Below are 13245 nucleotides of genomic sequence, written 5' to 3'. Positions count from 1 at the left end.
GGGGTCATTGCGAGCGAAGCGAAGCAAACTCCACAACCTGAAAGCTGGTCCCATTTGGGAGCAACTTCGATTCGAAACGCTTCAAGGTGGGTGTCGCCTGCGTAACGGAGGAGTTTGCTTCGCTGCGCTCGCAATGACGGGCATTGCCCGTCAATCCCACAGTTTCAACATCGGGTGCAAGCTCAATCCTTATGGAATTTTACCCTTCCCGCATCTAACCGGGAAACCACACCGCATGACCGCTGCGATCCCCTTTCTGCTGGGAAGCTTGCTCCTGTTTTCCTGCGCGCTTTCCGCAGGCAAGAATCCCTCCGATAACGCCCCTGCAACCGCGCAGGCAACATCCGGCAACACGATCGAATCCCGCTTCGCCCCGCCCCCGGGTTTTACCCGCCAGCCGGCAGCCGCCGGCTCCTTCGCCGCCTACCTGCGCCGCCTGCCGCTGAAGCCGGCGGGCGCCCGCGTGCACTATTACAACGGCGTGGAGAAACCCGCCAACGTATACGCCGCCGTGGTGGACCTCGACGTAGGCACCCGCGACCTGCAGCAGTGCGCCGATGCGGTGATGCGCCTCCGCGCCGAGTGGCTCTGGGGCGCCGGCCGTAAAGACGAGATCTCCTTCCGCCTGTCCGACGGCTTTCGCGCCGACTTCCGGCGCTGGCGCCACGGCGAACGCATCGGGATCCGCAACGGCCACCCCTACTGGAAGTTATACGATACCCGCGACGACTCCTACGCCTCCTTCCGCGCATACCTCGACCTCGTGTTCACCTACGCCGGCACCCTGTCGCTCTCGGCCAGCCTGAAGCCGCGACCCCTGGCCGACCTCGCCATCGGCGACGTGTTCATCCGCGGCGGCTCGCCCGGCCATGCCGTGATCGTGGTAGACGTAGTGACAAACGCCGCCGGCGAAAAGCGCTTTCTCCTCGCGCAGAGCTACATGCCCGCGCAGGACATCCAGGTGCTGAAGAACGAGGCGAATGCCGACGGCAACCCGTGGTACAGCAACCGGTTCGGCCCGGTACTGGAAACGCCGGAATGGGATTTCAAGGCGACCGAGCTGAGAACGTGGTGAGCGAAGGAAGTATTAAAGTCGGAAGTCGGAAGTCGGAAGTGGGAATCGGGAATCGGGAATCGGGAATCGGCAAAGCTGGCGCCAGCGACCCCGCCTCTGGCGGGGTCATTGCGAGTGAAACGAAGCAACCTCCACAACCTGAGAGCTGTTCCCAGTAAGAAGACCTTTCAATCGAAAACTTCTTATTGGTGGAAGGAGCTTGCGTAACGGAGGAGTTTGCTTCGCTGCGCTCGCAATGACGCCAAGGGCGTCACAGCCTCCTGCACTTTCGACATCCTACATCCTACATCACACATCACACCTCCTACATCCCACATCAAAAATCTGAAATCCGAAATCCGAGATCAGACATCTCCCCCTGGCTTGGTCTTTTAGTAATTTGCCGCATGACCACGGCACCTCTTGCAGAACGCATGCGTCCCGAATCGCTGGAAGACCTCGCCGGCCAGCAGCACCTGACGGGTCCAGGCTCGATCCTGCGCACGGCGATCGGGCACGGCAAGATCCCCTCGATGATCCTCTGGGGCCCGCCGGGCACGGGCAAGACCACCATCGCCCACATCATCGCCCATACGCTCAACGTACCCTTCTTCCAGCTCAGCGCCATCTCGTCGGGCGTCAAGGAAGTGCGCGACGTGATCGCCCAGGCGCAGAAGCTCACCGGCGCCGTGCTGTTCATCGACGAGATCCACCGCTTCAATAAAAGCCAGCAGGACGCGCTCCTCGGCGCCGTGGAAAAAGGCACCGTGACCCTCATCGGCGCCACCACCGAGAATCCCTCCTTCGAGGTGAACTCGGCCCTCCTCAGCCGCTGCCAGGTATACGTACTGAAGTCGCTCGCCCCCGAAGACCTCGTGGGCCTGCTCCACCAGGCACTCGAACGCGACGAATGGCTCCGGGGCAAGGCCGTAGAACTACGGGAGACCGAAGCGCTCCTCAGCATCTCCGGCGGCGACGCCCGCAAGCTGCTCAACCTCTTCGAGCTCGTGGTGGATGCGCTGCAGGATGTGGACCCGCTCGTGATCACCGACGCGGCCGTAATGGAAGTGGCGCAGCAGCGCATCGCGCTGTATGACAAAAGCGGCGAGCAGCACTACGACATCATCTCGGCCTTCATCAAAAGCATGCGCGGCTCCGACCCCAACGGCGCCATCTACTGGCTGGCCCGCATGATCGAGGGCGGCGAGGACGTGAAGTTCATCGCCCGCCGCATGGTGATCTTCGCGGCCGAAGACATCGGCAACGCCAACCCCACGGCGCTCGTGCTCGCCAACGCCTGCTTCGACGCCGTGAACAAGATCGGCTACCCCGAGAGCCGCATCATCCTGGCGCAGTGCTGCACCTACCTCGCCTCCTCGCACAAAAGCAACGCCTCCTATAAGGCCATCGAAGACGCGATCTGGACCGTGCAGGACAAGGGCGACCTGCCCGTGCCGCTGCACGTGCGCAACGCGCCCACCGGCCTGATGAAGCGCATGGGCTACGGCAAGGGCTACAAGTATGCCCACGACTACGACCAGAACTTTACCGAGCAGGAATTCCTGCCGGACGAACTGAAAGGCAAAGCGTTTTATACGCCGGGCAAGACACCGCGGGAGGAAGAACTCAGGAGGTTTCTGAAGAGCCGGTGGGGGGATAAGTATGGGTATTGATGTGGGATCCCAGATTTCAGATCTCAGATTTCAGAGGCTGTCTAAAATTAAATGGGTTATTACCGATGGTGCTTACCGCCTCGAAGAGGTGGCCTATCGATACCAAACTGCTCTGTCAGGAGCGGAATGTCTTAGCCCCGGGTGCAACCCGATCGTGCGGACACATTTCCTGGCCATGCCTTTTTCTTCCCTGATGTTCCAATCCAATAAGGAGGTGTAAATCAATGCTCCGAAGGAGCACCGTGTTACTGGCCCCGGGCGCAAGCCCGGGGGAGCAGGAGTCAGCGTGTGGATGCACCACGAAGTGGTGCCGTGTGTCTCCTGCTCCCAAAAAAAGGCGCTCTGCCCCTTCAAAAGACGGCAGCACGGCGCTCCTTCGGAGCGCAGAAGCGGGTGGGGCTATCCTGGACCCCGGGTTTCACCCTATCGTGTGGACACAAATTAAACTACTTTGGAATCGTCAGCGCCGCGAAGCGGTGCCATCCTGGTAGCCGGCGGGCTTTGCCCGCCGGAACAGGTTAAAAGCAGGAACAACGCGCCCTTTCAGGGCGCCATCTGTATTACGTCCGGCGCAGCCGGGCGGCGGAATGACGCTTCCCGGCCGGCCAATTGGCCCCGCTCATCGGGGGTGGCAGCTCCCCGTTGACCTTCGGTCCGAGCCTCGGACCCCGGAACCGATATGGCGCCCCTTCGGGGCGCATCGTTACCGTACCGCCGTTTACCGGCAGGCTGCGCCTGCCGGCTACCGATATGGCGCCCTCTACGGGCGCGGTCTTGCCTACCAAATTGTGTCCACACGATAGGGTTTCACCCGGAGCCTGTCCCGCAGCGGCGGGAGCTACCAACAGGCCGTCCCGATGGGACGGTTCGCTACCAATGCATTTTCAAAGAACTAATTTCAGACAGCCTCTCAGATCTCAGATATCATATGTAAGATTTGAAATGTTGCTTCCGGGTGCGGTACGAAATGAAGGCGACCTGCATGGCGATGAAGAAACGCGATGCTGGCACCAAGGAGTACAATGCCGTAACGGCCATCGGCAGGTCTGTAATGAGCACGTGCCGTTTCGTAACAACCACAAGCAGCAACGTAATAACTGGACGCAACATCGTAGCGGCCAGGCGCAGCAAAGTAATGTCCGGCGACGGTAGCGTAATGTCGGGACGCAACACCGTCATGACGGGACGCAGCGCCGTAATTCCCGGAGGCAATGCCGTAATGAACGGGCGCAGCGACGTAATGGCCGGAGGCTGCGTCGTAACGGCAAAGTGCAGCTCCGTAATGAAGGGACGCAGCTCGGTAACCGCCAACGACACTGCCGTAATGGCCAAGTGAAGCGCCGTAATGTCAAAAAACAGCACCGTATAAATGAGCGACATAATATGTAACCTATTCAGATGTATGCACTTCCGGGATATTCCGGCGGGGCTTTGCATTTTTCCACGCCCAAAGCTTGCGCAACTGCCCGGGAAGGATTAAATTCGGAAGAGCTTTCACCTAACCTCTGCAAAGACGCCGGTCCGTTCCTTTCCAATAATTGATTTACTCACCCCTAAATATTCAATTATGATGACCGAACGTCAGGAACCCAAATTCAACACGTTTGAAGCCGCCGACGATGTGCTCACCGAACACAGCTCCATCGTGTCGGGGATCGAAGCCCTCGATGAGGCGCAGGACAAGCTCCAGGAAAACATGGAGCTCATTGAAGAAGCCTGCGGCCGCAAAGTAGCCGCCGGCGCCGGCACGGCCGCCGAAAAGAAAACGGCGAAGAAACAAGTAGCCACTTCCTGCATGCGCCTCGTGGGCCTGCTCCGCGTGGAGGCCAGCACGAAGGGCGACGAAGCGCTCGCCGCCCTGCTGCGCCCCTATTCGCAAAGCATGCTGGAGCGAACCCGTGACGGACGCCTGCCCTCGGTGGTCGACTCCATCGTGGCCCTCGCTCGTACCCATGAAACCGGCCTGAGACGCGCGGGTCTTAGCGACGACCAGCTCACGGCACACGATGCCCTCACGGCCCGCTTCCGCGAGCTTTCACCCGCCCCGAAACTGGGCCGCGCCGACAAGAGCCTGGAAGTGGAAAAGATCGAAGCCCTCTTCTCCGCCACCGACAAGCTGCTCAAAGAACGCATCGACCCGATGCTGCGCAACCTCGAAGAACGACACCCCGATTTCGTGAAGAAATATTTCGCCGTGCGGCACATCGACAATGTGGGCGCGCGGAAAGGAGACCCGGCCGGCGTGACGCCGAATGCGTAACGCGCCGCATGCCCTGAGAAAAGCCTCCCCAGCAGGGAGGCTTTTTTCGGCCCATCCCCGAAAAGACCCATCCCCTAACCCCTTCCCAAAGGGAAGGGGAACTATGCGTACGCTTCCGACTTCCCACTTCCGACTTACTCACTTCCTTACCCCACTTCCGACTTTTCCTGCTATTTTGCTTTCCCAATTCCCAACGCATGTCTACCAGTACGTCCCTGCTTACCCCTGACGCTTTCATTACCCGCTGGAAGGGTTCCGGCGCATCGGAGCGCGCCAACTACCAACTGTTTCTCACCGAGCTCTGTGACTTGCTCGGCGTGGAAAAGCCGCGCCCAGCCACCGACAAAGTAGCCGAGGCTACCTACAACTTCGAGCGCCCCGTTGTTTTCGACGATGGTGCCGGCAAAACGAGCACGAACTTCATCGACCTCTATAAGCGCCACTGCTTCGTGCTGGAAGCGAAGCAGGGTTCCGACCGCAATGGGCCTACGGAGGCCGAGCTGCTGGGCGGCGCGCGCGAAAAAACCAAGACCGGCACGGCTGTGCGCAACACGCGCGGCTGGGAGCGCGAAATGGGCCGCGCCAAAGAGCAGGCCCTCCGCTACGCCCGCTCACTGCCCACAGCCGACGGCTGGCCCCCCTTCCTGGTGGTGGTGGACGTGGGTTACTGCATCGACCTCTACTCGGACTTCAGCCGGCAGGGCAAGACCTACGTGCCCTTCCCCGACCCGCAGCACTACCGCCTCTTCCTCGACGACCTCAACGAAGAAGCCGTGCGCGAGCGGCTGCGCCTGCTGTTCACCGACCCGCTGGAACTCGACCCGGGTAAGCGCTCGGCGCGCGTTACGCGGGCGCTCGCAGAACGCCTCGCCAAACTGGCGGCCCTCCTCGAGGCTTCCGGCCACGCACCCGAAAAGGTCGCGGGCTTCCTGATGCGCTGCCTCTTTACCATGTTTGCCGAAGACGTGGAGCTGCTGCCCGAGCGATCGTTCACAAAGCTGCTGCAGGATTACCGCACGGGCCTCGAGCACCTGCCCGACGCCTTGCAGGCGCTGTGGAACAATATGGACCGCGGCGGCTTCGACGCGGCCCTGCGCACGCGCATCCCGCAGTTCAACGGCTTCCTCTTCAAAGACACGGAGGCGCTGCCCCTGTCGGCTGCGCAGCTCGACCTGCTGGTGCAGGCCGCCGAGGCGAGCTGGGCCGACGTGGAGCCGGCCATCTTCGGTACCCTGCTGGAGCGGGCCCTGCAACCCCGCGAGCGCCATAAGCTCGGCGCCCACTACACGCCGCGCGCCTACGTGGAGCGCCTCGTGCTGCCCACCGTGATCGAGCCCCTGCGCGAGGAATGGGAAGCGGCCCGCGCTGCCTCCGCAATCCTCGAAGACGAAGGCGATGCCGCTGGCGCCCTCCGCGAGATCGAAGCCTTTCACCGCCGCCTTTGCTCGGTGCGCGTGCTCGACCCGGCCTGCGGCTCGGGCAACTTTCTTTATGTAACGCTCGAGCACCTGAAGCGCCTCGAGGGCGAGGTGCTCGAAGGGCTGGGGCACTTTGCCAAAGAAGGCGACCAGATACGCCTCGACATGACCGGCGGCTACACCGTGACGCCCGCGCAGCTCCTGGGCCTCGAGGTGAACCCGCGCGCCGCCGCCATCGCCGACGTGGTGCTCTGGATCGGGTACCTGCAATGGCACTTCCGCACCCACGGCCATGCGAAAAAGCTGCAGGATCCCATCCTGCGCAACTACGGGAACATTAAACAGCAAGACGCCGTACTGAGCTACCGCGAGCGGGTGCCCCGCCACGATGCCGACGGCAAACCGGTAACGCGCTGGGACGGCGTGACCACGAAGGCGCACCCCGTAACCGGCAAGGAAGTGCCGGATGAAGAGGCGCGTATTCCTGTTTATGATTACAAAGACCCGAAGCCGGCGGAATGGCCGGAAGCGGATTTTATCGTGGGGAACCCGCCGTTTATCGGGGCTTCGCGGATGCGGGAGGCCTTAGGTGATGGCTATACAGAATCGCTGCGCAAAGCTTACAAAGGAGAAGTGCCGGACAGCAGCGACTTCGTGATGTATTGGTGGCAGAAAGCCGCCCAACTCGCAAAGAATGGCAAGATGGAAAGCTTTGGATTTATTACGACCAACAGCATTCGTCAAACGTTCAATCGCAGGATCATAGAGAATGCCTTGCAAGAGCCTAATATGCTGTCGCTGAAGATGGCCATCCCCGATCACCCTTGGGTAGACATTACCGATGGCGCTGCGGTTCGAATTGCCATGACCTGTGCGCAGAAAGGCGATCAAAATGGCCGGCTACTTAATGTAGTCCAAGAAACAAAAACGAGCAGCGATGAAATAGGCGTTCAATTTGAAGAGAAACAAGGAAAGATACAAGGTGACCTTACCATTGGTGCGGAAGTATCGGAGTCAAAACAATTGCGTGCCAACGAATCAATCAGTTGTCCGGGCGTGAAATTGCACGGAGCCGGCTTTATTGTGACCCAAGATGAAGCAGTTCTTTTAGGAATTCATTCAGACCCAACACTAAGTCAGCATATTCGTGGCTACAGAAATGGCAAGGATCTGACCAGTAAGTCTAGAGAAGCACTAGTCATTGACTTGTTCGGGCTTCAGGAAGAAACTATTCGATCAAAATTCCCATCCGTATACCAATGGGTTCTTGAACGTGTTAAACCCGAGAGAGATGCTAAAGCTCAAACGAAGGACGGTGCCTCCTATGCAAAAACTTGGTGGCTATTTGGAAAAACGCGTGGAGAGCTCAGAAAGGCGTTATCAGAATTAGATCGCTACATTGTTACTGTAGAAACCTCCAAGCACCGCTTTTTCACATTCCTGGATAAGTCCATTCTACCCGACAATATGCTTGTCGCCATTGCAAGCGATGAAGCTTTTTTGTTGGGTGTTTTATCAAGTAGATTTCATGTTCTGTGGGCGCTTGCCGCAGGCGGCCGCCTTGGCATGGGCAATGACCCTCGTTACAACAAGACCCGCTGCTTCGAAACCTTTCCTTTCCCTGCTGCCACCGACGTTCAAAAAGAAGCTATACGTCATCTCGCCGAGCAACTCGACGCCCACCGCAAGCGCCAGCAGGCGCAGCATCCCTCGCTGACCATCACCGATATGTATAACGTGCTGGAGAAGCTGAAGTCGGGCGCGGCGCTCACGGCAAAGGATAAAAAGATCAACGAGGAAGGGCTCGTAACGACCCTTTTACAAATCCACCGCGAGTTGGATGCTGCCGTGGCAGAAGCTTACGGCTGGCCGGCCGATCTCCCGGAAGAAGAAATCCTGGAGCGGCTGGTGGCGCTCAATAAGGAGCGCGCTGCCGAGGAAGCGCGCGGCCTCGTGCGCTGGCTGCGGCCCGAGTACCAGGCGCCGCAGGGTGGCCAACAGGCCGGCCTGGCTGTGGAAGCGAAAGCGGAAGCGACGACAGACGGACCTTTAGCAGCCTCCGCTGAAACCGAATGGCCTTCGGGCCTGGCGGCACAGGCGGCGGCCCTGAAGCGGCTCCTGCAACAGCAAAGCGGCCCGGCATCCGCCGACGAGCTGAACCGTTGCTTCAAGGGACCCGCCCGCAGCGCCCGCGCCCGCGCCATCGGCAACCTGCTGGAGACCTTCGTAGAACTGGGAGCCCTGCGCAAGACGGAGGCAGGCTTGTATGTGCGGTAATACTTCCGTGATTACGGAAAAAATGCTCAGGCCTGCAGCACTTCCGCAGCCAGCTGCGCAAACGCCTTCACGCCTTCCACCTCGCCGGGCAGGGGTGCGCGGGGGGTGCGAAAATAGGTACCGAAGGTGCCCAGCACCGCGCCCTTCGCATCTTTGATGGGGTAGCTCCAGGCGGCCACGAAGCCGAGGGCCAGCGGCAGGTGGCGCAGCTCGGCCCACTTGTTATCGCTGTGAAAGTCGGGCGTCACGATCATTTCGCCCGTGGCGGCCACGGCGGCGCAGGTGCCCACGTTGGCATTCGGCTTCAGCCCGTCGATGGCGGTGAGGTAGTCGTAGGGCAGCTTCGGCGAGGCGCCGTTGCGCAGTAATCCTTCTTTGTCCAGAATGAGGATCGACGACACGGCGTCGCCCGCGGGCGCGAGCAGCTCGGCGGCTTCGGCCAGGTGGGCCAGGATGATGTGCGGAAGCACGCCGCGCTCGTGCATGTGGCGGGCTTCTTCGAGGATGACGGAAACTACGGGAGGAGGCATAGAAAACAAGGTGAGGACCGGTAAGGTACGAAAACCAGCGCAAAGACCTGGAGTTACCATACGGTCCAATCCACGGCTTTGTTCTCCGCCCGCGACGTGGGCACCTGCAATCCTTTGGTAAGCTCGGGCACCCGTTGGTTCACATAAGCTTTCAACGCACTGATCGTAGCGGTGGCATGTAGCCTCATAAATTCGAGGATCGCATACGTAAATACGCCGTTCTGCAGGTCGCCCTTTTCCAGCGCCGACTGCAGGCCGCCGGCTGCCGAGATGATGGTGGCACCCGTGCTCCGCCCGACGTTTACGAAGAGCTCCTGCATCAGTTCGAACGAATTCTTCATCCCGAGGCGTGCGGGGTCTTTCGGCTTGACGAGAATTCCTTTCAGCTCGGGAAGGGCGCTCTTCACCTGCTCGTAGTGCTGCATTTCCTCTTTGTCCACTTCGCCCGAATGACAGGCATCGATCAGCAGCAGCTTCTGCCGGGCCGGAATGGAATCGAGCAGGCTTTCCAGGGCATCGTAGGGCAGGCCTCCTTCTTCCGGCTTCGCGAAGTTCACGTTGTACGTGGAGAGGTAATAATCGTAGCTGCTACTCAGCAACCCATGGCCCGAAAAAGCCACGATCACCTTGTCATCTACCGTGGTTCGTTCGAGTCGCTTCCGGAGTGCGGTAACGGCTGCCGTAGAAACACGGTCGTCGAACAGGGTGTCCAGTACAACCCGGTCTCCATAGCGGGCAGCCAGAGCCCTCGCCAGGTCGCGCATATCTTTCACGCTGTAGCGAAGGTTGGCCGCGCTGTCGCGGAATGTGTTGATGCCGATGCCCGCGAAGTAAAGCCTGGCCACGGGCGGCACCAGGGGCACACTGGTCACTTCCAGGGGCGAACGGTAACTTTCGGTACCCCGGATGTTGGTCACCGACGTTTCCACCCTGTTTTTGCCTGCGGCCAGCATTACGGTAACCGAAGTATCGAAGGAGCGTAAACCGCGGCCGCGGAGGCTGAGACCGCGGATGCCGAAAAGCGGCGACTCGTTGATCCAGATGTTCCAGCGGTCAAGCGCCGCGGAAGGGTCGCTGGCGCTGATGCGCAGCTTCAATACGTTTCCCCTTTGCTCCGCCCCGTAAGCCGTACGGCCGGCGAAATCGGCGCGGGGAACGCCAAAGCCGCCGGCACCGAAAGCGCTGGTATCGATGCCCAGCTTACGGATGCGCTTTTCATACGCCTTCCGGTACGAACGGATCAGGGCCGTGTCCGTACTACCCGCAGCCTCCAGCACTTTATCGGGACGGTTATAGCGGACGTCGAGCTGCTCGAAGGAAATGACGGCGAGGCGGGCATCCACGTAATGAAGCAACCGGGCGGCAGGCGGCGAAGCATGGTAATAATTGCCGGGAGTGAGTGCCAGGAAGTCGGCGCTGTCGAGACCGAAATAAGTGAACTGCAGCTGCCCGTCGCTAACGTTCCAAAGCTTGGTCGCATTATCCCAGGCGGTGGTAACGATGCGTGTGCCGTCGGGACTGAATTCCGCGGAGCGCAGCTGGTCGCCGTGGCCGGCCAGCGTATGGAGCGGCGCGCCGGTGCGCGCGTCCCACACACGGGCGGTCCAGTCGCGGGAGGCTGTCAGTATATGGCGGCCATCGGGACTGAAAACGGCCGATAATACCCGTTTCTCGTGCCCGCTCAAATCTGCCAACAAGGCCCCTGTAGCCGCGTCCCATAACCGGGCACTGCTGTCGCGGAAGGTGGCCAGGAGCGTCCGCCCGTCCGGACTGAATGCGATCGTATAGACATTGTCTTCCGGCACAGGCAGCTGGTGCAGCAGGGCACCCGTTGCGGCATCCCAGGTACGGGCGACGCCATGGGCGCCGGCAGTGGCCAGCTGACGGCCGTCGGGGCTGAACACGGCACTGTTCACCCCCCGATCATGCCCGGGCAACAGGAACAGGGGCTGGCCATTGGCCGCGTCCCAAACCCGGGCCACACGCTCGCGTTCGGAGGTAGTTACCAGTCGGCGCCCATCCGGGCTAAAGGCTATGGAGTTGATGGTTTCTTCGCCTCTTTTAAGATCCACGACCACCGAGGCGCTGGCGATGTCCCAGATCTTGCAGCTATCGGTTCTTGTGGCTACGGCCAGGCGCGTACCGTCGGGGCTGAACGCCGCGCCGGCAATTCCGAACACATCGCCGCGCAGGGTGGCCAGCAATTGGCCGGAAGCCACGTTCCAAACCCGGATGCTGTCTTCTCCGGCGATGCTGGCTGCTTTGCTCCCATCAGCGCTCAGCAGCAGCCGGCTTACCGGCCCGGCATGCCCCTTCCACAGCGCCAGCAGCTGACCGCTATAGGCGTCCACTACTTTCACCGATCCATCTTCCACCGCCTGCAGCAACTTCTTGCCGTCGGGCGTAAAGTGTGCCGTATAAATACGGGGGGAGTGTCCTTTTATGGTCATTACAAGACGGGCGGCCTTTACATCCCAGATACGCACGGACCGGTCTTCCGACCAGGTGAGGACCTGGCTTCCGTCGGGGCTGAACGATGCACCGTTTACCATGCCGCCGTAGCCCCGCAGCACGGCACGGGGCGCACCGGTCGCGGCATCCCAAAGGCGTACCGTGCTGTCCTGGCTGGCGGTCAGCACCAGGGCCCCGTCCGGACTGAACCGAATCGTGCGCACTGCGGCATCATGGCCCTTCAACTCGGCGTGCACCGCCCCCGATGGCAGCTCCAGCAGCTCCACGACACCCCCCAGGGTATAGCGCGCCACGCGGCGCCCGTCCGGGCTAAAAATTCCATCGTTCACCTGCCGTACGTGCCCTTCGAAATCACTGACCAATTTAACCGGTTTGTTCTTCCAGGTGGATGCGGCGCTTGCCGGCACCGGCTTTGCAGCAACACCGCCCCGGTTGAACGCAGCCAGGAAAGATAAAGCGGGCTGCCCTGTCAACGCGCGCTGCAAACGGCCGGTGGCCACTTCCCATAAACGCACCTCGCCCGACGCGGTTGCGGAGAGCAATTGTTTTCCATTGTTGCTGAAGGCGGCATACACCGGTTCGTCCATGTCGCTACGCAGCTGATGCAGCTCGCGGCCGGTCGCCGCTTCCCAGATGCGTGTCGTTTCATCGTTGGCAACAGTGGCCACATATTTTCCATCGGGGCTGAAGGCAGCATAGGTTACGTCCGTTTGGTGTCCTTCGAGCAGGGCAACCGGGCTACCGGCGGCTGCGTTCCATACCCGCGCCGTATTGTCATCGGAGGCAGTCACGAGCCATTTGCCGTCCGGGCTGAAGCGCACATAACCTACCGGTCCGGAATGGCCCTTCAGATCGGCCAGCAAAGTGCCGGTACGCGCATCCCACAGCTTCGCGGTGTTGTCCTCCGAAGCGGTCACCACCCGTTTCGCATCGGGACTAAAAGTGGCGAAGTTGACCTCCATCGTATGCCCCACGGGAAGCATCAGGCGGGGCTCCTGGGCCCGGAGCGGACAGTAACAAACCAGTAGAAATACAAGGGCCGTCAGTTTGGTATGCATTTTCTAAAGATAATTTTTCCTTTATTCTGTCACCGTACCTAAAAGCAGGTAGTTCCGCACACCGCCGCGCCAAAATGATCGGCCGCAATGACCGGTCGCGGCTCCGCAACGAGCACCGGCAGCGCCGTACCGACGGGCGGCCAATTACGGCAGCACCTTCAAGGTGCCCAGTGACTCGCACCCTGGTTTAGTAATGCATTTCCCTTGATAAGGCCGTTTGTTGCCCAAAGCCCTGAAGGGGCTTTCTCTTTTTATTTAATAAAGGGGCCGTCATCCCGTTCGCTTGCGAACGGGATCTCTTTTGCGAGGGACGGATCGAAGCGCATGCCCGAAGCCCGTCCGACTGGCGTCAGCCGGGCTGGCAACCTTAACCACGTCCACTCTGCAGCCAAGCGGCAGCAGAGTCAGCGAGTATAAGATTGCTTCGCTCCACTTCGTTCCGCTCGCAATGACGGGCCGGGGTGTGGCGGTCGCAATGACGCATCATCGTAGTGTCGGCTGCT

At 60.5% G+C, this 13245-nt stretch carries 7 protein-coding genes; 4 read left to right on the top strand and 3 right to left on the bottom strand.

Annotated features, from left to right (window positions below):
• Positions 1–235: 235 nt before the first annotated feature.
• Together E0486_RS15830 and E0486_RS15825 are read left to right on the top strand one after the other, a co-directional pair.
• Positions 236–1075 carry a DUF4846 domain-containing protein gene (locus tag E0486_RS15830; RefSeq protein ID WP_131853541.1) on the top strand — a complete coding sequence of 280 codons (840 nt, stop codon included), beginning with the start codon at positions 236–238 and terminating at the stop codon, positions 1073–1075.
• 386 nt (positions 1076–1461) lie between these two features.
• The gene (locus E0486_RS15825; protein WP_131853539.1) at positions 1462–2727 is read left to right on the top strand and encodes a replication-associated recombination protein A; all 1266 of its coding nucleotides are present in this window, start codon (positions 1462–1464) and stop codon (positions 2725–2727) included.
• Between the two features lie 924 nt (positions 2728–3651).
• Here the strand turns inward: E0486_RS15825 and E0486_RS15820 are convergent.
• Positions 3652–4107 (bottom strand): hypothetical protein, encoded by a 456-nt coding sequence (locus tag E0486_RS15820; RefSeq protein WP_131853537.1) that lies wholly within the window; start codon positions 4105–4107, stop codon positions 3652–3654.
• Positions 4108–4294: 187 nt separating this feature from the next.
• Here E0486_RS15820 and E0486_RS15815 point away from each other — a divergent pair, with 187 nt between their 5' ends.
• Positions 4295–4987 carry a hypothetical protein gene (locus E0486_RS15815; RefSeq protein ID WP_131853535.1) on the top strand — a complete coding sequence of 231 codons (693 nt, stop codon included), beginning with the start codon at positions 4295–4297 and terminating at the stop codon, positions 4985–4987.
• Positions 4988–5184: 197 nt separating this feature from the next.
• Entirely contained in the window at positions 5185–8682 is a 3498-nt protein-coding gene (locus E0486_RS15810; RefSeq protein ID WP_131853533.1) for a class I SAM-dependent DNA methyltransferase, read from the top strand.
• A 26-nt stretch (positions 8683–8708) separates the two neighbouring features.
• Here the strand turns inward: E0486_RS15810 and E0486_RS15805 are convergent, their stop codons facing one another.
• Positions 8709–9212 (bottom strand): GAF domain-containing protein, encoded by a 504-nt coding sequence (locus E0486_RS15805; RefSeq protein ID WP_165917372.1) that lies wholly within the window; start codon positions 9210–9212, stop codon positions 8709–8711.
• Between the two features lie 53 nt (positions 9213–9265).
• Entirely contained in the window at positions 9266–12742 is a 3477-nt protein-coding gene (locus E0486_RS15800; RefSeq protein ID WP_131853529.1) for a caspase family protein, read from the bottom strand.
• Positions 12743–13245 lie beyond the last annotated feature (503 nt).

The sequence above is a fragment of the Flaviaesturariibacter aridisoli genome (assembly GCF_004343705.1).
Lineage (GTDB): Bacteria > Bacteroidota > Bacteroidia > Chitinophagales > Chitinophagaceae > Flavisolibacter > Flavisolibacter aridisoli.
Note: the sequence above shows the minus strand (reverse complement) of the source record. Positions and strands in the feature narration are given on the sequence as shown.

Bases quoted from the DNA above. Each gene is read 5' to 3' on its own strand.
- E0486_RS15830 (WP_131853541.1), top strand. From the start codon at position 236: ATGACCGCTGCGATCCCCTTTCTGCTGGGAAGCTTGCTCCTGTTTTCC.
- E0486_RS15825 (WP_131853539.1), top strand. From the start codon at position 1,462: ATGACCACGGCACCTCTTGCAGAACGCATGCGTCCCGAATCGCTGGAA.
- E0486_RS15820 (WP_131853537.1), bottom strand. From the start codon at position 4,107: ATGTCGCTCATTTATACGGTGCTGTTTTTTGACATTACGGCGCTTCAC.
- E0486_RS15815 (WP_131853535.1), top strand. From the start codon at position 4,295: ATGATGACCGAACGTCAGGAACCCAAATTCAACACGTTTGAAGCCGCC.
- E0486_RS15810 (WP_131853533.1), top strand. From the start codon at position 5,185: ATGTCTACCAGTACGTCCCTGCTTACCCCTGACGCTTTCATTACCCGC.
- E0486_RS15805 (WP_165917372.1), bottom strand. From the start codon at position 9,212: ATGCCTCCTCCCGTAGTTTCCGTCATCCTCGAAGAAGCCCGCCACATG.
- E0486_RS15800 (WP_131853529.1), bottom strand. From the start codon at position 12,742: ATGCATACCAAACTGACGGCCCTTGTATTTCTACTGGTTTGTTACTGT.